This window comes from Actinomyces provencensis (assembly GCF_900155435.1).
Classification (GTDB): domain Bacteria; phylum Actinomycetota; class Actinomycetes; order Actinomycetales; family Actinomycetaceae; genus Pauljensenia; species Pauljensenia provencensis.
The window spans coordinates 1,415,029-1,440,642 of the sequence record NZ_LT700212.1 but is presented as its reverse complement, the minus strand read 5'-3'; the positions used below and the strand labels follow the sequence as shown (position 1 = coordinate 1,440,642).

The following is a 25,614-nucleotide window of genomic DNA, read 5'->3' as shown; positions in this document are numbered from 1 at the left end:
CTCGCCCTCGGCCGACCCGCCCTCGGCGGACCCGACTGCAGCCAGCTCGCCCTCCACCGGCCCGACCCCCACCCGCCTGCCCTCCCCCGGGAATGACGAGGGCGGCGCCGCCCTCGTCAGTGGTGGGTCCGAGGGCGCGGAGGACCACCCCGACGGGCGCGGGGAGGACTGATGCGCGAGGAACGTCCCCGCGGGGTCGTGCGCGTCTGGGCCCTGCTGCCCGCGGCGGTGTTCCTGCTCTTCACGATGACCCTCCGCGCCCCGATCACCGCCGTGCCCCCACTGGTGGGACGGATCGGGGACGACCTCGGACTCGGGCCGACCGCGCTCGGTCTGCTCACGTCCATCCCCGTCCTCTGCTTCGGGCTCTTCACCCCGGTGGCCTCCGCCTGGTTGCGACAGGTGGGCGTCAACTCCGGAGCCCTGGGCGCACTGGGACTCATCGCCGTGGGTTCCCTGGCGCGCTCGGCAGGAGAGGTGTGGACCGCATTCGCGGGGACCGCCCTGATCGGTGCGGGCCTCACCATCGGCAACCTGGCGGCGCCGATGGTCATCGGGCGTGACTTCCGCAGGCGTGCCCCCCTGATGGCCGGCCTCTACACGGCGACCGTCAATGTCGTGGTCACCGGCTCCACCGCACTGGCCGTACCACTGGCCCTCGTGATCGGGTGGCAGGGCTCCGCCGCGGCCTGGGGACTGGTGCCCGCCGTGGTGGCCGCACTCGCCTGGGTGTGCGTGTTCCCGCCCGGGTCCCGCACGGCGCGGACGTCGGTCCTGCGCCGCGGGGGGATGCACACCGGCACGGAGTCCGATCTGTGCATGGACACCCCGACCGCCGGGACCTCCATCCTGCGCTGGCCCGTCGCCTGGGTGATGGCCGCCGCCTTCTCGGGCCACACCTTCTCCTACTACGCGCTCTCCTCCTGGCTTCCCACCGCCCTCGGGCAGATGCGCGCCATGGACGAGTCGGCGGCAGGTGTCGCGGCCAGCGTGTTCCAGCTCACCGGGATCATCGGCCCGATGCTGGTGCCGGTCATGTTCGGCGTCCTGCACTGGTCCACCCGGCGGACCCTGGCCGTCATCTGCGTGTGCTGGTCGGTGCTGCCCCTGGGCCTCGTCCTGGCACCCGGCACCTGGCTGGTGTGGTGCGTGGTCTCCGGGTTTGCCCAGGGCGCGTTCTTCACGGCCCTGTTCACCATCGTCATCCAGCGCACGCGTACCGTCGACGAGAACCGGCAACTCACCGCCCTGGTGCAGACCGTGGGCTACTGCGTGGCGGCCCTCGGCCCCGTGGTGATGGGAGCCCTGCACGAGATGGTCCAGGGGTGGACGCTTCCCCTCCTGGTCGTCTCCGGCGCGCTGGTGGTCATGTTCGTGTGCTCGATGGTCCTCGCTTCCGACACCTCGGAGCCACCCCCTGCCACTGTCCGCCACGTCGACGGCGCGGGAGCAGCCGGTGACGGTGACGATCCCCGGGCGGCGGGAACGAGACCGGGGAAGGTCGTGGGAGACGATGAGGTGGGGCGCCGATGAGTCCGTCCCTGCCCCAGGGGATCGCCTGGCCCCGCGACGGGGCCCTGGACCCGGCCCTCGCCCAGCCCGCTGCCGGGCGTCCCCTCAGCCTCTACGTGCACGTGCCCTTCTGCCGGGTGCGTTGCGGGTACTGCGACTTCAACACCTACACCACGGGTTTCGGGGAGGGCGCGGAGCCGGGTTCCTACGCCACCACGGTGCTCGGCGAGGCGGACCTGGCCGTGGGCGCGCTCGAGCGGGCGGGCTTCGCTCCGCGTCCCGCCAGCACGGTGTTCTTCGGCGGGGGTACCCCCACCATGCTGGACGCCGGGGAACTGGGTGACATCCTCCTCGGCCTGCGGGAGCGCTTCGGGGTCGCTCCGGGGGCGGAGGTCACGACCGAGGCCAATCCCGAGACCGTGACACCCAAGTCCCTTGAGGCCCTGGCGGGGGCGGGTTTCACGCGGGTGTCCGTCGGGATGCAGTCCGCCGTGCCGAGGGTGCTGGCCACCCTGGACCGCGAGCACCGACCCGAGCGGGTGCCCGAGGTCGTGGCGTGGGCGAGGCAGGTGGGTCTCGACGTCTCCGTGGACCTGATCTACGGGACGCCGGGGGAGACCCTCGACGACTGGCGACGCTCCGTGGAGGCCGCGGTGGCCATGGGCCCCGACCACATCAGCGCCTACGCCCTGGTCGTGGAGGAGGGCACGCGCATGGGTGCCCAGGTGGCCCGCGGCGAGCTGCCCACCCCCGACCCGGACGACGAGGCCGACAAGTACGAACTGGCCGACGAGCTGCTCTCGGAGGCCGGCTTCCGCTGGTACGAGATCTCCAACTTCGCGCGCGTGGAGGCGGGGGAGGAGGACCTGGTCGCCACACGGCTGCGCCACGCCTCCTGCCACAACCTCGCCTACTGGCGCGACTGGGACTGGTGGGGCCTGGGCCCGGGGGCACACTCCCACGTGGGGCGCGAGCGCTGGTGGAACGTCAAGCACCCGCGCGCCTACGCGGGGAGGGTGCGCGCGGGCACCTCTCCGGCAGCTGCGGGCGAGGTGCTGGGCACGGACACACGCGAGCTGGAGCGTGTCCTCCTGGCGGTGCGCACCGCGGAGGGGGTGCACCTGGGCCCACTGGACGACCGCTCGGGGGTGGCCGGACTCGTCGAGGACGGCCTGGTGGAGCCGGACCCCGCACGGGAGGGACACATCGTGCTCACCCTGCGGGGCCGACTGCTGGCCGACCTCGTGACCCGCACACTGACCGGATAGGGCAGGCCCGGCGACCGGCGACCCGCGACCGGCGACCCGCGACCGGTGAGCGGCGACTGGCCAGCGGCGCGCGGCGACCGGCACCCGGAGGGGAGTCGGTGGTGCTGCCGGAGGGGCGTGCTGGCAGCGACGGGTGGTGCTGCCGGAGGAGCCCGCTCGCAGGGATGGGTGGTGCTGCCGACGTGGCGCGTCCGCGTCAGCGCACTGACCTCCTAGGCTGTCCCGCGTGATGGACCCCTACGGCACCGACATCTTCAGTCACGACCCCCACCGGGACGGACCGGGCGCCCGGCGCCCGCGCTCGCGGGAGGTCCACGTCGAGATCGGAATGGTCCTGGAGGACGTCTCCACGGGATTCGTCGGAGCCGTCATCGGTGTGGAGAAGTCCGGCGGCATGCACGTCGTCGAGCTCGAGGACCGCCGCGGCCGCACTCGTTCCTTCCCCCTGGGGGGAGGGTTCTGGCTGGAGGGCGCACCGGTCATCGCCCTGCCCCCGCTGCCCGCGTCACCGAGTCCCGACCCCGGGGCACCCACCACACCGGGTGGGCGGAAGGTGACCAACTCCGGGTCCATTGCCGCTCCACGGGGCCCGGCCCGGGTCGCACGCGCGAGCAGGATCTGGGTGGAGGGCCGCCACGACGCCCAGCTGGTCGAGCACGTCTGGGGCGATGACCTGGCCGAGGCGGGAATCGCCGTCCAGCTGCTGGAAGGCGTCGACCACCTGCTGGACGTCCTGGAGGTCTTCGGCCCCAGCGACACCGAACGGGCGGGGATCCTGGTCGACCACCTGGTCGAGGGGTCCAAGGAGTGGCGCATCGCCCGCGCCGCGGAGCAACGCTGGGGCGGGGGCGTGCTCGTGGTGGGCCATCCCTTCGTGGACGTGTGGCAGGCCGTCAAACCCGCACGTCTGGGGCTCGCGCAGTGGCCCCACGTGCCACGTGGCACCGACATCAAGCACGGCACCCTCGAAGCGCTGGGCTGGCCCCACGACGACCAGGCCGACATCGCCCAGGGGTGGCGCCGCATCCTGTCCACCGTGCGCGACTACCGCGACCTGGAGCCGGCGCTGCTGGGCCGGGTGGAGGAGCTCATCGACTTCGTCACCGAACCCGGGGTCCGCTAGGCCGAGGGGCCTCGACCTCGGTCCTGCTCGCAGGTGGGGCGTGTGCGGCGCTGGCGAGCGGGCCGGGGCGCTCGAAGACTGACGAGATCCACGATCGCGGGTGAGATCCACGGTCCATGGTGAGATCCACGCGCAGACCCCGGTATCTCGCCCGGAATCCGGTATCTCACTCCGACCCCGGTGTCTCGCCCAGGACCCGGTGTGGGGGCGGAGTTCACAGGGCCAGCAGGGTGCACCGCGGCCCGTGCGGGGTAGGATTGGCACTCGAATGAAGTGAGTGCCAAGAAGGTGCCGAGCGGGCACCGGACGAAGGGGGGAGGGACCGGTGGCGGATTCACGCAGGCTCGACGTGCTGCGCGCCATCGTCTCGGAGTACGTCCACACCCGCGAGCCCGTCGGGTCGAAGGCCATCGCGGCCTCCCACGACCTGGGTGTCTCACCGGCGACCATCCGCAACGACATGGCTGCCCTGGAGGAACAGGGGCTGATCTTCCAACCCCACACCTCGGCCGGGCGTGTCCCCACGGACTCGGGGTACCGGGTCTTCGTCGACCGCCTCGCAGGCCTCAAACCGATGAGTGCCCCGGAGCGCCGCGCAGTGGAGTCCTTCCTCGCGGAGTCCGTGGACCTCGACGATGTCGTCAACCGCACCGTGCGTCTCCTCGCCCAGGTGACCCACCAGGTCGCCGTCGTCCAGTACCCCTCACTCTCCACGGCGACACTGCGTCGCTTGGAGCTCGTGGACCTCGGTGCCCACCGGGTGCTGCTGGTCGTCATCACGAACTCGGGCCGTGTCGAGGAGCGCATGCTCGACTTCCCCGAGGCCGTCGACCCCGAGACGGTGCGCTCGCTGCGCATCCGCCTGAACCAGGAGTGCGAGAACCTCGCAGCCGACCAGATCAGCCCCGTCCTGGACGATCTGCGCGGCTCGGCAGCGCCGGAGGACTCCGCACTCGTGGCCGCCGTCTGCGACGGGCTGTTGGGGATGCTGCGCCCCGCCACGGAGGCGCGATTCGTCATGGCGGGCGTCTCGAACCTGGCACGCGCCGGCATCGACCTCCGCGACATCGCCCCCGTCCTGGACGCCCTGGAGGAACAGGTCGCCCTGCTGCGACTCTTCTCCGAGGTCGATCCCGACGACCGGCCCGTGCACGTGACCATCGGGTCGGAGAACCCCCACGACGCCTTCACCAGGACGTCAGTGGTCTCCGGTTCCTACGGGCGCGGCGAGGGACCCGTGGCACACATCGGGGTCGTCGGTCCGACCCGCATGGACTACCCGCGCACGATGTCGACGGTGAGGGCCGTCGCCGCGTACCTGTCGCGCTACCTGAACAACTGACCACCCACCCGCACACGAGGACCATCGAGGACCCAACCGAGTGAACGACTACTACGAGATCCTGGGGGTGTCGCGCGAAGCGACCGCCGAGGACATCAAGAAGGCCTACCGCAAGAAGGCACGTCAGCTCCACCCCGACTATGCGGGACCCGACTCCGAGGAGGCCTTCAAGGACCTCTCGGTCGCCTACGAGACCCTCTCCGACCCCCAGAAGCGCCAGATGTACGACATCGGCGGCCCCGACGCCATGAGCGGGATGGGCGGCGGTGGGGCGGGCTTCGGCTTCGCTGACATCTTCGAGACCATGTTCGGTGGTTCCGGCTTCGCCTCCTCCGCGGGCCCGGTCCCGCGCGAGCGTCGTGGCCAGGACCAACTGATCGCCGTCCAGGTCACCCTCGAGGAGGAGACCTTCGGTGCGAAGAAGGAGATCAGCCTCGACACCTTCGTGCGCTGCGAGACCTGTGGTGGCTCCTGCTGCGAACCGGGCACGCACCCCGTGACCTGTTCCTCCTGCGGTGGCACCGGCACCGTGACCCGAGTCCAGCGCTCGCTGCTGGGCAACATGCGCACCCAGAGCCCCTGCCCCGCCTGCCAGGGCCACGGGACCACCATCCCCAACCCCTGCCACGAGTGCTCAGGAAACGGGCGCGTGCGCACACGACGCACACTGACGGTGGACATCCCCGTCGGGGTCGACGATGGCACCCGCATCCGCCTGAGCGGACAGGGCGAGGTCGGCCCGGCCGGTGGGCCCAATGGTGACCTCTACCTGGAGGTGCGCGAAAAGAAGCACCCGGTCTTCACCCGTCAGGGCGACGACCTGCACACCTGGATCACGGTTCCCATGACCACCGCCGCGCTGGGCACGGTCTTCTCCCTCCAGACGCTGGACGGCCTGCGTGAGGTCAGCATCCACCCCGGTACCCAGCCGCGCGACGAGGTCATCCTGGACGACCTCGGTGTCGGCCACCTGCAGCGCCCGGGCCGCGGTGACCTGCACGTCCACGTCGACGTGGAGGTCCCGCGCAAGCTGGACGACCGCTCGCGTGAGCTCCTGGAGGAGCTCGCCTCCATCCGCGGTGAGGAGCGGGTCGAGCCGCGTCGCGGTGACCAGTCGATGTTCGAACGCCTGCGCGACAAGTTCACCGGGCAGTGACCCCGTGACCCTGCCCGTCTTCCTCGCCGACGACCTGGAGCCCCGCGCCGCGGACCTCACCCCGGGGGACCGGGCACACCTGGGTGGGGTGGAGGGTCGACATGCGGCGGTCGTGCGCAGGCTCGCACCGGGGGAGGCACTGGACGTGGTGGACCGTCGTGGCCTGCGCCTGACGTGCCGGGTCGAGGCCGCATCGAAGTCGGGTCTGGACCTCGTGGTCGACTCCCTGCTGCGCGAGCCGGAGGCCCGCCCCCGACTGGTCCTCGTCCAGGCCCTCGCCAAGGGCGGCCGGGACGAACAGGCCGTGGAGACCGCGACCGAGGTCGGTGTCGACGGGGTCGTCCCCTGGCAGTCCGACCGCTCGATCGTCCGGTGGAACGCCCAGAGGGCCGCGCGCGGAGTCGACAAGTGGCGCGAGGTCGCACGCGCGGCCGCCAAGCAGTCACGCCGCGCGTGGGTGCCCGGGGTCAGCGGGGTCCTCGACTCCCGTGGGCTCGTCGCGTGGGTACGTGACCTCATTGACGAGGGCGGCGTGTGCCTCGTCTGCCACGAGGAGGCGACCGGGACCCTCACCGACCTGCTGGGCGAGCACCGGGAGGCGCTCGCCCGGGCCTCCCGGGTGGCTGTCGTGGTGGGTCCCGAGGGGGGGATCTCCCCCGAGGAGTTGGAGGCGCTGCGCGACGCAGGAGGGCAGGTCGTCCTGCTGGGACCGCATGTGCTGCGCTCCTCGACGGCGGGGCCAGCCGCCTGCATTCTCATCGGTGCCGCCCTGGGGCGCTGGTAGGAGACGTCGCAGCTGCACCCCACGGTCGCGGGACACCGTCCGGGGCGGCTGGCGTGGTGCGTGGGCTGGCAAGGCGCGGTGTGCGCGGCGCTCGGCGTGGTGCGGGGCGCTCGACCCTGTTCGGGGCGGATGGCACGGAGCTGGAGAGCTGGCGTCGCGGGGGAGACGGGCGCGCGGCGCCGACGGGAGTGGAGGGCAAGTTCTGCGGGCCTCCTGGGAGGTGTCTACCCTCGATGGATGAATCGCACACGGAGAACCAGGACAATGATCGCTTCTGGGGCACTGCTGGCGGCTCTGCTCGGCGGCTGCACCGGAGGCGGGGATGCCCAGTCGGATCCCGCAGCGTCCGGAGGTGTCCAGTCGGGCACGCAGTCGGGCCCGACGGCGACCACACCCGAGTCGTCAGGTGCCGCTTCTGCCACACCCTCACAGGGGACCACCGACCCCTCCATGGGGACGGGCACCGGGGCAACGGCTCCCTGCACTGCTGAGGACCTTGAGGCGTCGCTGACTGCGGGCGGGGGTGGGGGAGCGGGAAGCACGTACCCCTACCTCGTGCTCACGAACGCCAGCTCCCGGACCTGCACCCTGGGTGGTTACCCGGGTGTATCCTTCGTCGGGGACGACAACGGGACGCAGCTGGGAGCGCCCGCCGAGCGTGAGGACGGCGGCTCAGCACAGACGATCACCCTCGAGCCCGGCGACGCGGCCCACTCCGAGCTGCGGATCGTCAATGCCGGCACCTTCGACGAGGCCACCTGCTCGCCCGAGCAGGCCGACGGCCTGCGCGTCTACCCTCCCGATCAGACCGAGGCACTCTTCGTCCCGAGCAGTGACTACACCGCCTGCGCGAACCCCGAGACGTCGATCATCTCGGTGAAGGCCCTCACCCCAGGCGAGGGATGAGCCCGGCGGCGCCCGGCCGAGCCGTGGCGGCCACGCGGCGCTCGGCCACGCGGTGGTGCCAACGACGTCCCGCCACCTGGCACATCCGACATGCCGCATGCCCTATAGTCATCACGTGATGAAATCATCAGGTGATGACATCGGTTCCCGCGCCGACCATCCCGACGGGGCCGACCGTTCCGGCCACTCCGGCCACCCCGACCGCTCCGACGGCGCCGCACCGGCCCTGGAGGTGACCCACCTCGACGTCTCGCGGGGACGCACCCCGGTGCTCCGTGACCTCACACTGGCCCTCCCACGTGGGACGCTCCTCGGTCTGCTGGGGCCCTCGGGCTGCGGGAAGACCACCCTGATGCGCACCATCGTCGGGGTTCAGCGCATCGACTCCGGCGAGGTCAGGGTCCTGGGTCTCCCCGCGGGCGACACCCGGCTGCGCGGCCGCATCGGCTACGTGACCCAGCAGGTCTCGGTGTACTCCGACCTCTCGGTGCGCGACAACGTCGCCTACTTCGCCTCCCTGCAGGGAGCACCTGCGGGCTCGACCGGGGCGGCCATCGACTCCGTGGGTCTGGACGGCCTCAGCGGACGCACCGTGTCGACCCTCTCGGGAGGCCAGGCAGGGCGCGTCTCCCTCGCCTGCGCGATGGTGGGAGACCCGGAACTGCTCGTCCTCGACGAGCCCACGGTGGGGCTGGATCCCGTGACCCGCGAGGAACTGTGGGAACGCTTCCGCGACCTCGCCACCGACGGTCACACCCTCATCGTCTCCAGCCACGTCATGGACGAGGCCACGCGTTGCGACCTGCTCGCACTCATGCGCGACGGGAGACTCCTGGGCCTGTGGACACCTGAGGAGCTCCTCGCACGCACCGGGACGGACACCCCCGACCGCGCCTTCCTTGCCCTCGTGCGCGGAGGGGCGGCAGGAACCGAGGAGGAACAGGACCGATGAACCCCCGCACCTACTCCGCCACCACCCTGCGCGTGCTGCGCCAGCTCACCGCCGACCGACGCACCATCGGGCTGATCCTCGGTGTGCCCACGGGTCTGCTCGTCCTGCTGTACTTCGTCTACCTGGACGTGCCGACACCTCCCTCGGGGCAGGCGGTCTTCCCCCGGATCGCCCTCACCATGCTGGGGATCCTCCCCATGTTGGTGATGTTCCTCGTGACGTCCGTGGCGATGCAGCGTGAACGGGCCTCGGGCACCCTGGAGCGCCTGTGGACGACGCCCATCCACCGGGCGGACCTCCTGGCGGGCTATGCGAGCGCCTTCGCCCTGGCCGCCCTCGTCCAGGCGGTCCTCCTGGCATCGGTGGCCTACTGGTTCCTGGGGGTCGAGACCGTGGGATCACCCGCCTGGGTCCTCCTCATCGCCGCCCTGGACGCCGTGGTCGGGGTGGCGCTGGGACTGATGACCAGTGCCTTCGCGCGCACCGAGTTCCAGGCGGTGCAGTTCATGCCCGTCATCGTCGGACCGCAGATCTTCCTGTGCGGGCTCCTCGTCCCCCGCGACCAGCTGCCCGACGTCCTGCGGTGGGTGTCCGACGTGCTGCCCATGAGCTACGCGGTGGACGCGCTCGGCATCGTGCGGGACCAGGCGGGGAGCGGTGCGGACCTCGCGCGCGACCTCGTCGTCCTCGCCGCCTTCGGCCTGGGCGCCCTGGTGCTCGCTGCCCTCACCATGCCCAGGAGCACCCGGTGAGCGCACGGGACACACGCCAGCGCATCCTCACCGAGGCCAGGGAGGCGTTCGGGCGTGGTGGTTACGAGGCCACCTCGGTGCGCTCCATCGCGACGCGGGCCGGGGTCGACCAGGCGCTGGTCCACCGCTACTTCGGGACCAAGCAGCAGCTGTTCCTGGCCAGCCTGGAGCTGCCCGTCGATCCCGAGGTGGTGCTCGCCCCCGTCGTCTCCGCCCCCCGCGACCGGCTCGGGGAGACCTTCATCCGTACGCTCCTCAACCTGTGGGACTCCGATGCGGAGCCCATCGTCCTCTCCGTCGTGCGCACGCTGAGCGCCTCACCCGAAGGTGCCGAACTGGTGAAGGGGTTCCTGCTCCACCTCGCCCTGGTGCACCTGGGGCCCCGTGTCGACGACCCGGAGGGATCCGCACCGGCGCGACTGTCGCTGGTGGCCAGCCAGACGATGGGACTGCTCATGGTCCGCAAGGTGGTGCGGCTGGAGCCGCTCGCCTCCATGCCCGTCGAGGACGTGGTCGCCCTCGTCGCCCCGACCCTCCAGCACTACATGACCGGGGAGCTGGCCCCCTCGGCGGGTGCGCCACGCCCCCCCGACCATGCGTGACCCCCGCCCCCGCGACATGGACGAGGGCGCCCCGGGCGCGGCCGGGCCGTCCGGCTAGACTTGCAGGCAGATGGAGAGCAGGGCCGACCGACCAGAGGAGTGTGTGGGCGCATCGCATGAGTGACCCGACCGCAGGCGGAGTCGAACCGACGACCCGACGCATCACGATCCCCGCCGGGGTCGAACCCCTGAGCCTCCTGGGGGCCTCGGACCAGGTGCTCCGCGCGATCGAGCGGGGCTTCCCCGCCGTGCGCTTCATCGTCATGGGGCGCGAGATCACCCTGACGGGCACCGAGGTCGACGTCGACCTCGCCGCCCAGCTCCTCGTCGAGCTCATCGAACTGGCGCGCTCCGGCACCCTCCTGGACGTCCCCGCCGTCGAGCACGCGATCTCCCTGCTGACCAGTGCCGCCCTGGCCGAGCGCGCCAGCAGCGAGATCCTCTCGGTGAGAGGTCGCTCCGTGCGGCCGAAGTCGCCGGGCCAGAAGGAGTACGTCGAAGCCATCGAACGCTCCACCGTCGTCTTCGGCATCGGCCCGGCCGGCACCGGCAAGACCTACCTCGCCATGGCGGAAGCGGTCTCGCGCCTGCTGGCGGGTCAGGTCCGCCGCATCGTGCTGACCCGTCCCGCGGTCGAGGCCGGTGAGAACCTCGGGTTCCTTCCCGGCACGCTCACGGACAAGATCGACCCCTACCTGCGGCCGCTCTACGACGCGCTCAAGGACATGCTGGACACCGATGCGCTGCCCAAGCTCATGGCTGCGGGCACCATCGAGGTCGCGCCCCTGGCCTACATGCGCGGGCGCACCCTCAACGACTCCTTCATCATCCTCGACGAGGCCCAGAACACGACCGTCTCCCAGATGAAGATGTTCCTGACCCGTCTCGGGTTCAACTCCCAGGTGGTCGTCACCGGCGACGTCTCCCAGATCGACCTCCCCGGCGAGCAGCGATCCGGCCTGCAGGTCGTCCAGGACATCCTCACCGACATCGAGGGCGTGGAGTTCTGCCACCTCACCAGTGCCGACGTCGTGCGTCACCACTTGGTGGGGGAGATCATCGACGCCTACTCGCGCTGGGACGAACGGCGCGCCCGTGCCGAACGCGCCAGCCGGACACGTCGGGAGCCACGCACCACGCGACACGGAAGAGGGGACCACAGGTGACCGAGGTCATCAACGAGACGGACCACGACATCGACGGTTCGGAGTTCGTCGCCCTGGCGGACTACGTGCTCGACCAGATGCACGTCTCCACCAGCGTCGAGCTCAACATCCTCTTCATCGACCCCGAGCCCATGGCTGACCTCCACGTGCGCTGGCTGGACCTGGAGGGGCCCACCGATGTCATGAGCTTCCCCATGGACGAGCTGCGTCCGGGCACCCCCGAGCACCCCACACCCGCAGGGACCCTCGGTGACATCTGCATCTGCCCACAGGTCGCGGAGGAGCAGGCCCACGCCGCCGGGCACTCCACCGCGGAGGAGATGCTCATGCTCGCCACCCACGGCATGCTCCACCTGCTGGGCTACGACCACGCCGAACCCGATGAGCGCGAGGAGATGTTCGGCCTGCAGCGCAAGCTCCTCCTCACCTTCCTGGCCACCCGATGACGGGGGACCCGTTCGGGACGGTGCCCGTCGCCGCCCTCGTCGTCATCGCACTGGTCGGGGTGCTCCTGGCCGGGGTCATCTCGGCCCTGGAGTCCTCCCTGGCGAGGCTCTCGCGCGCCGCCGTGGACGACCTCGTGGAGGAGGGACGCCGCCACGCCGACGAGGTCCACGCCCTGGTCGTCCACCGCTCCCGCACGAACCTCTCGCTGCGAGGCACGCGCACGTTCCTCCAGGTGGTCGTCGCGGTCTCCACCACCCTGGCGTTGGTGCACCCCGACCTGCCGTGGTGGGCGATCGCGCTGATCGCGGTCGCCGTGGTCGGGATCGTCCAGTTCGTCGCCGTCTCCGTCATCCCGCTGCGCCTGTCGACCCGCAATCCCGAGGGGGTCGCCCTGTCGGGCGCCCGGCTCGCCACCCGACTGGTGCGGGCCTCCCACCTGGCCGACCCGCTGATCCGCCTGGTGCGCTCCCGCCTGCCCCAACCCACCCAGACCGAGGCCGAGGCCCGCCAGGAGATGGCGGACGACCTGCGTGAGATGGTGGACCAGGTCGGGGAGACCGAGGGCTTCGAGGACGAGGACCGCGAGATGCTGCGCTCCGTCTTCGAGCTCGGTCACACCGTGGTGCGCGAGGTCATGGTGCCGCGCACGGACATGGTGACGGTGGATGCGGAGCTGTCCGCCCGCAAGTCCCTCAAGCTCTTCGTGCGCTCAGGCTTCTCCCGCATCCCCGTCATCGGTGACGACGTGGACGACGTGCGCGGTGTCCTCTACTTCAAGGACGTCGTCCAGCGCCTGGAGACGCGTGGCGGCGAACCGGAGCTGGTCGCTGAGCAGATGATGCGTCCCGCCGAGTTCACCATCGAGACCAAGCCCGCCGACGACCTGCTCCGCCAGATGCAGGAGGAGCACTTCCACCTGGCCCTGGTCGTCGACGAGTACGGCGGTATCTCGGGCCTGGTGACGCTGGAGGACATCATCGAGGAGCTCGTCGGCGAGGTCACCGATGAACACGACCGCAATGTCGTGGAGCCGGAGGAGGTGTCCCCGGGGGTGTGGCGGGTGCCCTCACGTTTCCCGCTGGGCGAGCTGGGCGAACTCCTCGGCCTGGAGCTGGAGGACGAGGACGTGGACTCCGTGGGGGGTCTGCTGGGGAAGGCCATCGGCCGTGTCCCCCTGCCAGGAGCGTGCGGCGACCTCCTGGGGGTCCACATGGAGGCCGAAGGAGCACGCGGTCGCCGCCGCCAGGTGGGCACCGTGCTCTGCTCGCGCACACCCGAACCCGAGGAGACCTCCCCCACGACCGGGGACGACCGGCCGGATCGGGACCAGCCAGACCAGGACCGATCCGTACGCGACCGGGCAGAGCCCCCCGCCACCAGTACCGACGCCCACGGGCAGGAGCAGCGATGAGATTCCCCAGCGACGACGAACTGATGGCCGGACCCAATGCCTTCGACGACGCCGCCATCGAGGTGGACGTCCCCGAGGGGGGGACCCCCGCAGACGCGGACGAGGGCGCCCCCGCTCCCGAGGACGCACCCACGCAGGGGGCGTCGCCCTCGTCCGGGGGGAAGGACCGTGACCGGACCGACGGGGCCGGGAATGCCGGGTCGGCGGACGGTGCGCACGGCACCGACGGCGCGGACGCCGGGGAGGACCCGGACCTGGAGGACGCCGATCCCGAGCAGCTGGCCCACGTCGAGGAGGACCTGGCGGGGCTGCGTACGCTGCGCGAGGAGGCCAACGCGGGGGTGGGGCTCGTCATGCCCGACTACCCCGAGGACTTCCGCGCGGGCTTCGTCACCGTGGTCGGGCGCCCCAACGTCGGCAAGTCCACGCTGACCAACGCGCTGGTGGGCCAGAAGGTCGCCATCACCTCGATGCGTCCGGAGACGACGCGGCACAACGTGCGCGGGATCGTGCAACGTCCCGACTCACAGATCGTCATCGTCGACACCCCCGGGTACCACCGCCCCCGCACCCTGCTGGGCAAGCGACTCAACGAGATGGTGCGCGAGGCACTGGCCCAGGTCGACTGCGTCGTGTTCTGCCTGCCCGCCGACCAGCGCATCGGGCCCGGCGACCAGTTCATCGCCCGGGAGCTGCGCGAGGTGCGCGCCCCCAAGGTGGCGGTGGCCACGAAGACGGACCTGGTGAGCCGGGAGCGTCTGGTCCGCCACCTCCTCGACATCGACAAGCTGGGGGAGTGGGCGGCGATCGTGCCGGTCTCGGCCCTGGAGGGCACCCAGGTCGATGACCTCACCGAGGTGCTGGTCGGGCTCATGCCGCTCTCGCCGCCCCTCTACCCCGAGGGTGACGTCACCGACGAGTCCCGTGACGTCCTCATCGCGGAGTACATCCGTGAGGCCGCGCTGGAAGGCGTGCGTGACGAGCTGCCCCACTCCTTGGCCGTCCAGGTCGAGGAGATCGTGGAGCGCGAGCCCCGTCCCGGCCAGAAGGGCAAGCCGCTGCTGGACGTGCACGTCAACATATACGTCGAGCGCAACTCCCAGAAGGCCATCATCATCGGGAAGCGCGGGTCGCGCCTCAAGGAGATCGGGACCCGGTCGCGGGCGGAGATCGAGCGCCTGCTGGGGCGCCGGGTCTTCCTGGACCTGCACGTGAGGACCGCCAAGGACTGGCAGTCCGACCCCAAGATGCTCGGCCGCCTCGGCTTCTGACCTCCCCCACCCGCCACCCCGGCGAAGTCCGCTCTGTTCTGGGCTCGAAGTCCGCTCTGTTTGAGGCCTGAGGTCCGCTCTGTTCGGGCACCGAGGTCCGCTCAGTTCACGCACCGAGGTCCGCTCTGTTTGAGGCCTGAGGTCCGCTCTGTTTGCGCACCGAAGTCCGCTCTGTTCCGGGGTCGAGGTCCGTCCTGTTCGGGTTCCTCGATCTCTCCGCGCTCCTCGTGGGTGTGGGGACGCTTCCCAGGCGCGGCCAGGCGCGTGCGGAAGGGCCGCGTCTCCCCTTCAACCCCGAGTGCTCGGATGGAGGCGAGGACGACGGCGCAGACCAGGTCTGAACACCACGATGCGGCACATCGGCCCCGGGATGCCGGTGTCGGGAGCCTCGGTGCACTTCTCCACACCGACCCAGCTCCTTTGCGGTCCCCGAGGATCGCCGGAGCGGCAGCACGCGCACGTACGGGAGAGCGGACTTCGACCCCAGAACTGAGCGGACTTCGACCCCAGAACTGAGCGGACTTCGACCCCAGAACTGAGCGGACTTCGACCCCCGAACAGAGCGGACTTCGCGGTGGGGGTGGGTAGGGTTGGGCGATGTCCCGCATCGTCGTCGCACTGGGTGGGAATGCGCTCGGAACCACCCCGACCACCCAACTGGAGCACATCCGCGCCGTCGCCCCCGCCATCATCTCCATGATCACCGCCGAGGACGAGATCATCCTCACCCACGGCAACGGGCCCCAGGTGGGGGCCGTCTCGCGAGCGTTCTCCCTCGGTGCCGGCGTCGACGAGGGCGTCCCGGAGATGCCGCTGCCCGAGTCGACTGCCATGAGCCAGGGCTACATCGGCTACCACCTGCAGCAACAGCTCCAGGCCGAGGTGACGCGCCTGGGCAAGCCCTGGCACGTGGCCACGGTCGTCACCCAGGTCCTGGTCGACCCCGACGATCCTGCCTTCACCCGTCCGACCAAGCCCATCGGCGCGTTCATGACCCGTGAGGAGGCGGAGCGACTCGCCGCCGACCGTCCCGGAACGGTCGTGCGCGAGGACGCGGGACGCGGGTGGCGCCGCGTCGTCGCCTCACCCCGACCACGGGCGATCGTCGAGTGGGAGTCGGTCCTCCACCTCCTCGACGCTGACTTCATCGTCGTGGCCTGCGGGGGCGGCGGGATCCCGGTCGTGCCCGTGCCCGGCGGGGGAGTGCGCGGCGTGGAGGCCGTGGTGGACAAGGACCACTGCGCGGGCCTGCTCGCCGAGTCGGTCGGGGCCGACACACTGCTGGTGCTCACCTCGGTCGACGCCGTCCACACGGGGTGGGGGACGGCACGGGACCAGGCGGTGGCCGACCTACCCGCGGAGGAGGCCCTGCGCCTCATCGCGGCGGGCCAGTTCGCGGAGGGCTCCATGCTCCCCAAGGTCCAGGCGGCCGTGGACTTCGTGCTCGGCTCACCGGGACGCCGCGCGGTCATCACCTCCCCGGACCTCGCCACCCGGGCAATGCTCGGGCGAGCGGGCACCCTCATCCACCCCTGAGACCGGGTTGGCGCCGCGCCGGTGACCGTCGGGAAGGGCGCCGCCCCCCGTCCGCGCCGCCTCCGTCCCTCCCCGCGCTCACACCGACGAGGGCGACACCGGATCCAGGTGCAGCGTCCGCCCCGTCCAGTGCCGACGCAGCCACCTGTCATGGCTGGCGACCAGCACGATGCCCGGGTAGGTGGGCAGCAGTGCCTCCAGGGCGGTCACCAGGTCCAGCGAGAGATGGTTCGTCGGCTCGTCCAGTGCCAGGACCTCGGGCGGGTCGGCGAGGACCTCGGCCAGCTCCAACCTGCGCAGCTGGCCCGTGGAGAGCACTCCGACCGGCCTGGACAGGTCACGGGGGTGCAGGAGCCCGAAGCCCGTCAGGGGCACCTCCTCACTGCGTCCGGTCCCCACGGCCGCCCGGTACGCCTGCTCCGTGGTGAGGGCGGGGTCCGGTGGGGTCGGGTCCTGGGCGAGCAGGTGCAGGCGACCCCTCACCTCGACGTCGCCGGAGGTCGCGGTCAGCCTCCCGGCGAGGAGGGCCAGCAGCGTCGACTTCCCGGAGCCGTTGGGGCCCTCGACCAGTACCTGCTCCCCGGGTGCCACGTCCAGGGTCATGGGCGCCAGGCGCCCCGCCAGTGCCAACCCGCGGATGTGCACACCCGCGCGCCCCGCGTCCGGGGAGCCCCCCGCCTCGAGCCCGCGGAACACCAGTTCCCGGGGTGGGCGCCTCACCTGGGACCTGTCCAGCACCTCCAGGCGCCGCTGGGCGTCGTCCACCCGCCTCTTGACGACGCGGGCATTGCGGTCGGAGTAGAACTTCTTCGAGGCACGGGCCTCGGTGCGGGGTGCCCTCCCGGCGTGTCCGACCTGCTGGTCGGAATGGGTGCGGGCCCGCAGTCGTCGCAGCGCCGCCTGTTCGGTGGCGAACTGGCGCTCCCAGGCCTCGCGCTGGTCGAGCCGGGCCAGGACGTGTTCCGAGTAGCGTCCCCGGGTCCGCGTCAGCCCCCGCACCGGGCCATCGCCCTCGGCCCCCGGTGTCTCCGGTGCGGACACCGCGGTGGGCACGGGGTCCAGGTCGAGGATCTCGGTGGCGATGTCGTCGAGGAAGGCGCGGTCGTGGCTCGCCGCGATCACCGGACCACGCCAGTCGGCCAGCACACGGCGCAGGAAGTCGGCGGCATCGTCGTCGAGGTGGTTCGTGGGCTCGTCGAGCAGCAGGACGTCGGGGCGCTGCAGCAGGAGGAGCGCGAGCATGAGGCGTGCCCGCTGCCCGCCCGAGAGGGTGCGCACAGGGCGCCCCGGATCCACCGCGCCCAGCCCCAGCCCGGCTAGTGTCTCGTCCCGCCGGGCCTCCAGGGACCACACGTCCGCGCGCTCGGCACCGGCCAGGGCTGCGTCGAGCGCATCGGCCCGAGCGGGGTCGTCGGGATCCCCGGCGAGGGCGAGACCGGCCTGTTCGACCCGGTCACGGATGCGCCGCGGGACCTCCTGGGCGTGCTCGGCCGCCGCGAGCACGGGCAGGGACGGGTCCAGGGGGAAGTCCTGCCACAGCAGACCCACGCGGGCACCACCCGGGACCTCGACGGTGCCCGCACCGGGTTCCTGGACACCGGCGAGGACACGCAACAACGTTGACTTGCCGGAGCCGTTCTGGCCGATCAGACCGGCGCGGGCACCCTCGTGGACGGTGAAGGTGACATCGGTGAGCACACGGTGGTCGCCGAAGGACAGGGAAATGCCGTCGGCACGCAGGAAGGCGGCGCGTGAGGGTGAGGAGAGGGGGGAAGTGGTCATGGGGTGTGGCTCCAGGTCGGAGGGTTCGCGCAGGGGCGCCGGTCGGTCCCGGGTTCCGCTCGCACGAGGGCGTCCACTCACTTCCACATGGTTCCGACCCTACGGAGGATGGTCGCCCTCGTCAACGCGGAAGGTGTGGCTGCACCATGGTGGGATCCCTCACACGGGACTACTCTCGGAGGCGGAGACGGGGAACGCCACCAAGGGTCCGCGGGCGAGATGAATGGGCCCGCGCGGCAGGCCCGGAGCGCGCATGGCACACACGATCTGCGGGGAGGGAGGGGCCATGACGGACCAGGTCCACACCGTGCGCCCGCCCGCGGTCGCGGGCTTCTTCTACCCCGCTGATCCCACCGAGGTCGCCGAGGAGGCCGACAGGCTCCTGGCCCGCGCCTCCGCGCAGTTGGTCGCCAGTGAGCACAACTGGACGCCGAAGGCCCTGGTGGTGCCCCATGCCGGATGGGAATGGTCGGGCGACCTGGCGGCGCTGGGGTGGCAGACACTCGCACCCAGGCGCAGGACCATCACGCGCGTGGTCCTCCTGGGGCCGACGCACCGGGTGGGCATCCGCGGCATCGCCCTGCCCGGGTCCGACTTCTTCCGCACGCCCCTGGGTGACCTGCCGATCCCCACCCACGAGGTTCTGGCTGCGACCTCGGACCTTCCGCGGCCGGTCACCGTGGACTCCCTCACCCACGCCGAGGAGCACGCGATCGAAGTCCAGGTGCCCTTCATCCAGCGCGTCCTGGGCACCGTGAACCTGGTGCCCCTCAACGTCGGCATGGCCACCCCGACGGAGGTCGCCGACGTCATCGAGGCGTTGTGGGGCGAGCGCAGCACGGTCGTCGCCGTGAGCTCCGACCTCTCGCACTACCACGACGCCGCCACCGCCCGTGCGCTGGACGCCGCCACCATCGAGCAGGTGCTCACCCTGTCGGGACCCGTGGCGCACGACCGGGCCTGTGGGGCCTCGCCGCTGAACGGACTCCTCGAAGTCTGCCGTCGACGGGGGTTGTCGCCCCACCTGCTCGGTGCCCACAACTCCGGTGACGTTCCCGGGGGTGGTGGCGACCACGTCGTCGGATATGCGGCCTTCGCCATCGAGGAGGAACACCATGACACGCCGTCTTCCACCTGAGGCCGGGGAACAGCTCCTGGGCATCGCGCGCGGAGCCATCGAGGTGCGCTTGACAGGCACGCCCACCGCGCAGATCCCCCTGGACGAGATCGCCCGGCGCGCCGCCCGCCCGGACTGGCTGATGTTCCCCGGGGCCAGCTTCGTCACGCTGGAGCAGGACTCCCGGCTGCGCGGCTGCATCGGCACCCTGGTGCCGCACCGCTCCCTCCAGGAGGACGTGGCCCACAATGCCGTCGCCGCAGCCCTGCACGACCCGCGCTTCCCACCCCTGGGCCTGGCGGACCTGGGGCGCACGACCATCGAGGTCTCGGTGCTCTCGGAACGCGTCCCGCTGCCACACGCCTCGGAGGAGTCCGTGCTGGAAGCGCTGCGCCCCGGCGTCGACGGCCTGGTCCTGGAGGCAGGTGCGTTCAACCGTGCCACCTTCCTCCCGCAGGTCTGGGAGGAGTTGCCCGATCCCCGTGACTTCCTGGACCATCTCAAGCTCAAGGCGGGACTCCCCGCGGACTGGTGGTCGGAGGACGCACGCCTGGAGGTCTACACCGTCCAGGCGTGGGTCGAGGGGGAGCCAGAGCCATGAGTGCCCACGCGGGTCCGCCCTCGTCCGCGGTGCCGTTGCCGTCGCCCTCGGCGCGGGCCCCGGTCGCGGCTCCCCGGGGGCTCCTCGGCGGGCGGGTGGGACGCTGGTGGCACCCGCTGCCCGACGGGCGCCTCCAGTGCGACCTGTGCCCGCGCACCTGCCGCCTGCGCGACGGGCAGCGCGGGTACTGCTTCGTGAGGGCGCGCGAGGGCGACGCCGTGGTCCTGACGACCTGGGGGAGGAGTTCGGGATTCTGCCTGGACCCGGTCGAGAAGAAGCCCTTGGCGCACTTCCACCCGGGCACCGCGGTCCTGTCCTTCGGCACCGCGGGATGCAACCTGGGCTGCAGGTACTGCCAGAACTGGGAGATCTCCGCGGCCACGGAGTGGGACCGGCTGGGCCAGGAGGCCACCCCGGAGCACATCGCGGACGTCGCGCAGGCCTGGGGCGTGCCCCAGGTGGCCTTCACCTACAACGACCCCGTCATCTACGCCGAGTACGCGATCGACACGGCCAGGGCGTGCCACGAGGCCGGGATCCGCACGGTCGCGGTGACGGCGGGCTACATCTCGCGGGAGGCACGGGCGGACTTCTTCGCGCCCATGGACGCCACGAACATCGACCTCAAGGGCTTCGACGAGGACTTCTACCGTCGGGTGACGGGCGGGCACCTCCGCGACGTCCTGGACACCATCTCCTGGGCGGTGGAGCGGGGGTCCACCTGGGTGGAGTTGACGACCCTGCTGATCCCCGGGCTCAACGACTCCGAGGACCGGCTGCGCGAGGAATGCCGGTGGATCCTCGGCGAACTCGGACCCGACGTGCCCCTGCACTTCTCCGCGTTCCACCCCGACCACCGCATGCGCGACGTTCCTCCCACACCTCCCGCGACGCTGCGCCGGGCGCGCGCGATCGCCCTGGAGGAGGGACTGCACTTCGTGTACACCGGCAACCTCCACGACGTCGAGGGGGACACGACGCGTTGCGCAGGGTGCGGGGAGTCGCTGATCGTGCGCGACTGGTACACGATCCTCGGGTACCGCCTGACCCCACAGGGCACGTGCCCCACCTGTGGGACCGCACTGCCGGGCCGCTTCGATGGGGAACCGGGCAGTTTCGGCCCGCGCTCGATCCCCGTGCGGTTGTGAGCACTCCGGCCCGGGCCGGATGGGCGGTCGGGGGCGAGGGCGCCCGACAGGGCAGTCCTGGGTGGTGGGTCGGTCCGGGGGACGAGGGCGGCTCCGGAGGCCGGGACTCAGTCGACGAGGGAGGTGTCCCCGTGGAAGACGGCCTCGATGTTGTTGCCGTCGGGGTCGAGGGCGAAGGCGGCGTAGTAGCCGGGACCGTAGGCGGGGCGCAGTCCGGGTGTGCCGTTGTCGGTGCCGCCCGCGGCGAGGGCAGCCGCGTGGAAGGCATCGACCTGGGCGGAGTCGCGCGCGAAGAAGGACAGATGGATCGGCGTCACCTCCGGGGCGACGGAGAGCCACAGGTCCGGCACCGGCTTGCGGACGCCGGGCACCGGCCCGCCCAGGGCGAGTTCCTCGCCGAAGTCGTGGAGCACCGTGTAGCCCAGGGGCGCCAGGGACTTCTCGAAGAAGGTCCGCGACGCGGCGAGATCAGTGACGCGCAGTCCGATGTGGTCGATCATGGCCCCAGCCTAACTGTGTCGGAGGCCACAGGAGGGGTGGGAGGGGGAAGGGATCCCCGGCGACACGTCCGAGGCGTGGTTGTCTTTGCGTCGGGCGCTGCGGGGCGCTAGGTTGACGACATGCGCACGGCACAGCTGCTGCTTACCCGCCGCGACGAGGCCTGAAAAGGCCGGATCCTCGTCGCGGCGTTCGTCGTACCCGGCCACGGTCACACCGAAGCCAACGACCAAGGAAGCAGCCACCAGCGATGAAGACCACTGCGCACGTCCCCACTCCCGGACGTTCACCCATGCCCGTGTCGAAGTACCGGGCATTCCTCGACGCCAACCCGATCCACCTGCCCGACCGGCAGTGGCCCGACAGGCGCATCACGAAGGCCCCCCGCTGGATGTCCACGGACCTGCGTGACGGCAACCAGGCGCTCATCGAGCCCATGGACCCGGGCCGCAAGCGGGAGATGTTCGACCTGCTGGTCCGCATGGGGTACAAGGAGATCGAGATCGGCTTCCCCGCCGCCTCCCAGACGGATTTCGACTTCGTGCGTTCCCTCATCGAGACCGAGGCCGTCCCCGAGGACGTGACGGTGTCCGTGCTGACCCAGTCCCGCCCGGAGATCATCGAGCGCACGGTGGAGTCCATCGTCGGGTTCCCGCGCGCCACGGTCCACCTCTACAACGCGACCTCTCCGTTGTTCCGTGACCTGGTCTTCCACGCGACCCGCGAGCAGACCGTCGACCTGGCCGTCACCGGCGCCCGCGACGTCATCGCCCATGCGGAGAAGCTGCTCGACGACGACACCGTCTTCGGTTTCGAGTACTCCCCGGAGATCTTCATCGACACCGAACCCGAGTTCGCCCTCGAGATCTGCGAGGAGGTCATGGAGGTGTGGGAGCCCTCGGACGACCGCGAGATCATCCTCAACCTGCCCGCCACCGTCGAGCGTGCGACCCCCAATGTCTACGCCGACCAGATCGAGTGGATGAGCCGCAACCTCTCCCACCGTGAGCACATCGCCCTGTCGGTCCACCCCCACAACGACCGCGGCACGGGTGTGGCCACGGCCGAGCTGGCGATCATGGCCGGGGCGGACCGCGTGGAGGGCTGTCTGCTCGGCCAGGGCGAGCGCACCGGCAACGTCGACCTGGTGACCCTGGGGCTGAACCTGTTCAGCCAGGGCGTGGACCCGGGGATCGACTTCTCCGACATCGACGCGGTGCGCCGCACGGTCGAGCACTGCACGTCGATGGCCACCCCGCCGCGCATCCCCTACGTCGGTGACCTCGTCTACACCTCCTTCTCCGGCTCCCACCAGGACGCCATCAAGAAGGGCTTCTCCGCCCGCAAGAAGAAGGTCGCGGAGGCCGGCGGGCGCGAGGAGGACGTCATCTGGGAGCTGCCGTACCTGCCCATCGACCCCCATGACGTGGGCCGCTCCTACGAGGCGGTCGTGCGCGTGAACTCCCAGTCCGGCAAGGGCGGGGTCGCCTACCTCATGTCGACCTCCCACAACCTGGAGCTCCCCCGCCGCCTGCAGATCGAGTTCTCCCGCGTGGTCCAGCGCCACACCGACTCCTACGGTGGGGAGATCGACGCGGACTCACTGTGGAGGATCTTCGCCGACGAGTACCTGCCCACCTCCTCCGCCGAGGGGCTGGCGCCCTGGGGTCGTTTCGAACTCGGGTCCTCCCGGGTGGTCAGCCACGGCGACGAGGAACAGGTCGACCTGCACGCCTCCCTGCGTGACAACGGCGAGCCGGTGGTCATCGAGGCCAGTGGATCCGGCCCCATCGATGCCTTCGTCGCGGCGCTGCACCAGTTCGAGCTGGACGTCCGCGTGCTCGACTACTCCGAGCACGCCATGAGCCAGGGGCGTGACGCCCGTGCGGCCTCCTACGTGGAGGCGGCCGTGGACGGTCAGATCGTGTGGGGCGTGGGCATCGACTCCTCCATCACGAGGGCGACCTACAAGGCGGTCATCTCCGCCGTCAACCGCGCCCTGCGCTGAGGGGGTGAGGCGCCCCCGTCGCTCCTCCCGACCCCGACCGGACGCAGCCGCCCGTGCGGCCCAGGCCGATCCACTCGGTCCGGGCACGCCTGCCGGACCGCACCGGGACCCGCACACCGTCCACTCCTGACCACCCACCCGCGCCGCTCCGGGGAGGACCTCCCCCGACCAGCGCACTCAGACCGACCCGACCGCCGCGAGCTCCGTGTGATCCACGGACGGCACGGCACAGGGTCCCACCACGGGGCGACCCCCCACGGTGAGCTCCGGCCCCCCTCGGCACCCGTCCGCGGGGGGCCGAGCTGCGCCCGGCCCGACCGTGTCCCCCAGGGGACCGAGGCAGTCCCCCCACCGGGCGTCCCCTCCCTCGTGCGTCCGACCACGCTGGTGGGTCCGCCCTCGTGCGCGCGTCCGACCACGGAGGTGGGTCCGCCCTCGTACGTGCTCCCGCCACCTGCGCGGCCACCGCGAAGGAGCTCCCACCGGGTGCGACAATGGGCCCGTGATGCGGACCTACCGAGATGAGGCCGTCGTCCTGCGCACCCACAAGCTGGGCGAGGCCGACCGCATCATCACGCTGTTGACCAGCGACAATGGCCAGGTCCGGGCGGTCGCCAAGGGAGTGCGCCGCACGACGTCCAAGTTCGGGGCGCGGGTCGAGCCGTTCTCCGTCATCGACGTCCAGCTGCACCGGGGACGCTCCCTCGACATCATCACCCAGGTCGAGACCATCACCTCCCACGGGCGCTCCCTGGCCGAGGACTACGACCTCTTCACCCCGGCCACCGTCATGGTGGAGACCGCGGAGCGTCTCACGGCCGACGCGGACGAGGGGTCGCACGCCCAGTACCTGCTGCTGGTCGGCGCTCTCTTCGCCCTCGCCCACCGTCGGCACGACCCGATGATGGTGCTCGACTCCTACCTGCTGCGTGCCCTGGCGATCGCAGGGTGGGCGCCCTCGTGCTTCGACTGCGCGGTGTGCGGGGTCGAGGGGCCCCACACGGCGTTCTCCGTCCCGGAGGGTGGTGCCGTGTGCGAGCACTGCCGTCCAGCGGGATCGGCGGCGCCCTCGGCGGGGGCGATGGCGCTGCTGGGGGACCTCCTCAGCGGGGACTGGGGACCCGTGGACTCCGCGCAGGACTACTGCCGCAACGAGGTCGTGGGACTGGTCTCGGCGTACACGCAGTGGCACCTGGAACGACGGCTGCGTTCCCTGCAGGTGCTGGAGAGGTCGAGGTGAGCATGGAGGACCACAGGTCCGGACCGTCCGGGGAGGACCGCAGGACGGGTGGGCCCGGGACGTGGGGTACGCCCGTCGTCCCCGCAGGTCCGGGGGCGCTCCGGGGCAGTGGGCCCGCCCCCATGGACCGCGCGCCCGCGGACCCCAGCGCACCCGTGGCTGGGCCGGGGGAGTGGCCGCGTCCGGCCCCCCACCTGGCGGCCTCCGAGGTGCCCGCCCACGTGGCGCTCGTGATGGACGGCAACGGTCGGTGGGCGAACTCGCGCGGTCGGACGCGCACCGAGGGTCACCGGGCCGGCGAGTACGCGCTCATGGACACCGTCGCCGGGGCCATCGACGCCGGTGTGCGCTACCTGTCCGTCTACACCTTCTCCACGGAGAACTGGAAGCGTTCCCCCGCCGAGGTCCGCTTCATCATGTCCTACGCCTCCGACGTCCTGCGTCGCCGCACCGCCCAGCTGGACGAGTGGGGGGTGCACGTGCGCTGGTCGGGGCGCGAACCCCGCCTCTGGAAGTCGGTGATCCACGCCCTGCGGCAGGCGGAGGCCACGACGCGGCACAACGACACCCTGGACCTGGTGATGTGCGTGAACTACGGGGGCCGCGCGGAGATCGCAGACGCCGCACGCTCCATCGCCGAGGACGTCGCCCAGGGGCGCCTGAAGCCCGGGGGAGTCACGGAGCGCACTTTCGCGCGTCACCTCTACCTGCCCGACGTGCCCGACGTCGACCTCATGGTGCGCACCTCGGGGGAGCAGCGGATCTCCAACTACCTCCTGTGGCAGTTGGCCTACGCCGAGATGATGTTCGTGGACACGCCCTGGCCCGCCTTCGACCGCGAGTCCCTGTGGGACTGCCTGCTGGGGTACGCGGGGCGGGAGCGTCGCTACGGCGCGGCGGAGGACCACCCGGGGTCCTGACGAGGGCGGCCCNACCCGTCCGCGGGGGGCCGAGCTGCGCCCGGCCCGACCGTGTCCCCCAGGGGACCGAGG

Annotated in this window: 24 protein-coding genes; 22 read left to right on the top strand and 2 right to left on the bottom strand. The window is 71.4% G+C overall.

The genetic code is table 11. The features are described 5' to 3' along the window. The first annotated feature begins 171 nt into the window (after nucleotides 1–171). The 16 genes from BQ9890_RS06355 to arcC all read left to right on the top strand — a co-directional run bounded on the left by BQ9890_RS06355 (nucleotide 172) and on the right by arcC (nucleotide 16,228). Nucleotides 172–1,533, top strand: coding sequence for an MFS transporter (locus tag BQ9890_RS06355; RefSeq protein WP_075890205.1), 1,362 nt, complete (start codon nucleotides 172–174; stop codon nucleotides 1,531–1,533). Next, nucleotides 1,530–2,780, top strand: coding sequence for a radical SAM family heme chaperone HemW (gene hemW / locus BQ9890_RS06350; protein WP_075890203.1), 1,251 nt, complete (start codon nucleotides 1,530–1,532; stop codon nucleotides 2,778–2,780). Before BQ9890_RS06355 ends, hemW begins: the two co-directional genes overlap by 4 nt. 229 nt (nucleotides 2,781–3,009) lie before the next feature. After that, nucleotides 3,010–3,903, top strand: a complete 894-nt coding sequence (locus BQ9890_RS06340) for a DUF3097 family protein (protein ID WP_075890201.1) — start codon at nucleotides 3,010–3,012, stop codon at nucleotides 3,901–3,903. A 325-nt stretch (nucleotides 3,904–4,228) separates the two neighbouring features. Beyond that, nucleotides 4,229–5,245, top strand: coding sequence for a heat-inducible transcriptional repressor HrcA (gene hrcA / locus BQ9890_RS06335; protein ID WP_075890199.1), 1,017 nt, complete (start codon nucleotides 4,229–4,231; stop codon nucleotides 5,243–5,245). 40 nt (nucleotides 5,246–5,285) lie between these two features. Beyond that, nucleotides 5,286–6,401, top strand: a complete 1,116-nt coding sequence (gene dnaJ, locus BQ9890_RS06330) for a molecular chaperone DnaJ (RefSeq protein ID WP_075890197.1) — start codon at nucleotides 5,286–5,288, stop codon at nucleotides 6,399–6,401. Between the two features lie 4 nt (nucleotides 6,402–6,405). Further along, the gene (locus tag BQ9890_RS06325) at nucleotides 6,406–7,185 is read left to right on the top strand and encodes a 16S rRNA (uracil(1498)-N(3))-methyltransferase (protein WP_075890195.1); all 780 of its coding nucleotides are present in this window, start codon (nucleotides 6,406–6,408) and stop codon (nucleotides 7,183–7,185) included. Nucleotides 7,186–7,449: 264 nt separating this feature from the next. After that, on the top strand, nucleotides 7,450–8,091 hold the full coding sequence (locus tag BQ9890_RS06320) for a DUF4232 domain-containing protein (RefSeq protein WP_195907637.1): 642 nt from the start codon (nucleotides 7,450–7,452) through the stop codon (nucleotides 8,089–8,091). Between the two features lie 118 nt (nucleotides 8,092–8,209). Then, nucleotides 8,210–9,043, top strand: coding sequence for an ABC transporter ATP-binding protein (locus BQ9890_RS06315; RefSeq protein WP_078062275.1), 834 nt, complete (start codon nucleotides 8,210–8,212; stop codon nucleotides 9,041–9,043). Continuing rightward, complete coding sequence (locus tag BQ9890_RS06310) at nucleotides 9,040–9,795, top strand: ABC transporter permease (RefSeq protein ID WP_075890191.1); 756 nt, start codon at nucleotides 9,040–9,042, stop codon at nucleotides 9,793–9,795. Before BQ9890_RS06315 ends, BQ9890_RS06310 begins: the two co-directional genes overlap by 4 nt. Further along, on the top strand, nucleotides 9,792–10,397 hold the full coding sequence (locus BQ9890_RS06305; RefSeq protein WP_075890189.1) for a TetR/AcrR family transcriptional regulator: 606 nt from the start codon (nucleotides 9,792–9,794) through the stop codon (nucleotides 10,395–10,397). Before BQ9890_RS06310 ends, BQ9890_RS06305 begins: the two co-directional genes overlap by 4 nt. Nucleotides 10,398–10,513: 116 nt before the next feature. Further along, nucleotides 10,514–11,563 (top strand): PhoH family protein, encoded by a 1,050-nt coding sequence (locus tag BQ9890_RS06300; RefSeq protein WP_075890187.1) that lies wholly within the window; start codon nucleotides 10,514–10,516, stop codon nucleotides 11,561–11,563. Further along, a complete protein-coding gene (gene ybeY / locus BQ9890_RS06295) occupies nucleotides 11,560–12,009 on the top strand; it encodes an rRNA maturation RNase YbeY (RefSeq protein ID WP_075890185.1) in 450 nt (149 codons plus the stop codon). Before BQ9890_RS06300 ends, ybeY begins: the two co-directional genes overlap by 4 nt. Continuing rightward, nucleotides 12,006–13,421 carry a hemolysin family protein gene (locus BQ9890_RS06290; protein WP_078062274.1) on the top strand — a complete coding sequence of 472 codons (1,416 nt, stop codon included), beginning with the start codon at nucleotides 12,006–12,008 and terminating at the stop codon, nucleotides 13,419–13,421. Before ybeY ends, BQ9890_RS06290 begins: the two co-directional genes overlap by 4 nt. Continuing rightward, entirely contained in the window at nucleotides 13,418–14,692 is a 1,275-nt protein-coding gene (era, locus tag BQ9890_RS06285) for a GTPase Era (RefSeq protein ID WP_075890181.1), read from the top strand. Before BQ9890_RS06290 ends, era begins: the two co-directional genes overlap by 4 nt. A 152-nt stretch (nucleotides 14,693–14,844) precedes the next feature. Then, entirely contained in the window at nucleotides 14,845–15,033 is a 189-nt protein-coding gene (locus BQ9890_RS06280) for a hypothetical protein (protein WP_075890179.1), read from the top strand. Nucleotides 15,034–15,289: 256 nt separating this feature from the next. Next, nucleotides 15,290–16,228, top strand: coding sequence for a carbamate kinase (arcC, locus tag BQ9890_RS06275; protein ID WP_075890177.1), 939 nt, complete (start codon nucleotides 15,290–15,292; stop codon nucleotides 16,226–16,228). Nucleotides 16,229–16,306: 78 nt separating this feature from the next. Here the strand turns inward: arcC and BQ9890_RS06270 are convergent, their stop codons facing one another. Then, nucleotides 16,307–18,010 (bottom strand): ABC-F family ATP-binding cassette domain-containing protein, encoded by a 1,704-nt coding sequence (locus BQ9890_RS06270; RefSeq protein WP_075890175.1) that lies wholly within the window; start codon nucleotides 18,008–18,010, stop codon nucleotides 16,307–16,309. Between the two features lie 286 nt (nucleotides 18,011–18,296). Between BQ9890_RS06270 and amrB the strand changes: the two genes are divergently transcribed. The 3 genes from amrB to amrS are packed head-to-tail and all read left to right on the top strand — an operon-like array spanning nucleotide 18,297 to nucleotide 20,876. Continuing rightward, nucleotides 18,297–19,148 carry an AmmeMemoRadiSam system protein B gene (amrB, locus tag BQ9890_RS06265; RefSeq protein WP_075892836.1) on the top strand — a complete coding sequence of 284 codons (852 nt, stop codon included), beginning with the start codon at nucleotides 18,297–18,299 and terminating at the stop codon, nucleotides 19,146–19,148. Further along, entirely contained in the window at nucleotides 19,126–19,728 is a 603-nt protein-coding gene (gene amrA, locus BQ9890_RS06260) for an AmmeMemoRadiSam system protein A (RefSeq protein WP_075890173.1), read from the top strand. Before amrB ends, amrA begins: the two co-directional genes overlap by 23 nt. Next, nucleotides 19,725–20,876 carry an AmmeMemoRadiSam system radical SAM enzyme gene (gene amrS, locus BQ9890_RS06255; protein ID WP_078062273.1) on the top strand — a complete coding sequence of 384 codons (1,152 nt, stop codon included), beginning with the start codon at nucleotides 19,725–19,727 and terminating at the stop codon, nucleotides 20,874–20,876. Before amrA ends, amrS begins: the two co-directional genes overlap by 4 nt. A gap of 107 nt (nucleotides 20,877–20,983) precedes the next feature. Here amrS and BQ9890_RS06250 read toward each other — a convergent pair whose 3' ends face one another. Next, nucleotides 20,984–21,376: a VOC family protein gene (locus tag BQ9890_RS06250; RefSeq protein ID WP_075890169.1), complete on the bottom strand. Its 393-nt coding sequence runs from the start codon at nucleotides 21,374–21,376 to the stop codon at nucleotides 20,984–20,986. A 248-nt stretch (nucleotides 21,377–21,624) separates the two neighbouring features. Here BQ9890_RS06250 and leuA point away from each other — a divergent pair, with 248 nt between their 5' ends. The 3 genes from leuA (at nucleotide 21,625) to BQ9890_RS06235 (ending at nucleotide 25,542) form a co-directional block, all read left to right on the top strand. Further along, on the top strand, nucleotides 21,625–23,382 hold the full coding sequence (gene leuA, locus BQ9890_RS06245; protein ID WP_075890167.1) for a 2-isopropylmalate synthase: 1,758 nt from the start codon (nucleotides 21,625–21,627) through the stop codon (nucleotides 23,380–23,382). Between the two features lie 505 nt (nucleotides 23,383–23,887). Then, entirely contained in the window at nucleotides 23,888–24,622 is a 735-nt protein-coding gene (recO, locus tag BQ9890_RS06240; protein WP_043534162.1) for a DNA repair protein RecO, read from the top strand. Between the two features lie 122 nt (nucleotides 24,623–24,744). Beyond that, nucleotides 24,745–25,542 carry an isoprenyl transferase gene (locus BQ9890_RS06235; RefSeq protein WP_075892834.1) on the top strand — a complete coding sequence of 266 codons (798 nt, stop codon included), beginning with the start codon at nucleotides 24,745–24,747 and terminating at the stop codon, nucleotides 25,540–25,542. The last annotated feature ends 72 nt before the right edge of the window (nucleotides 25,543–25,614 follow it).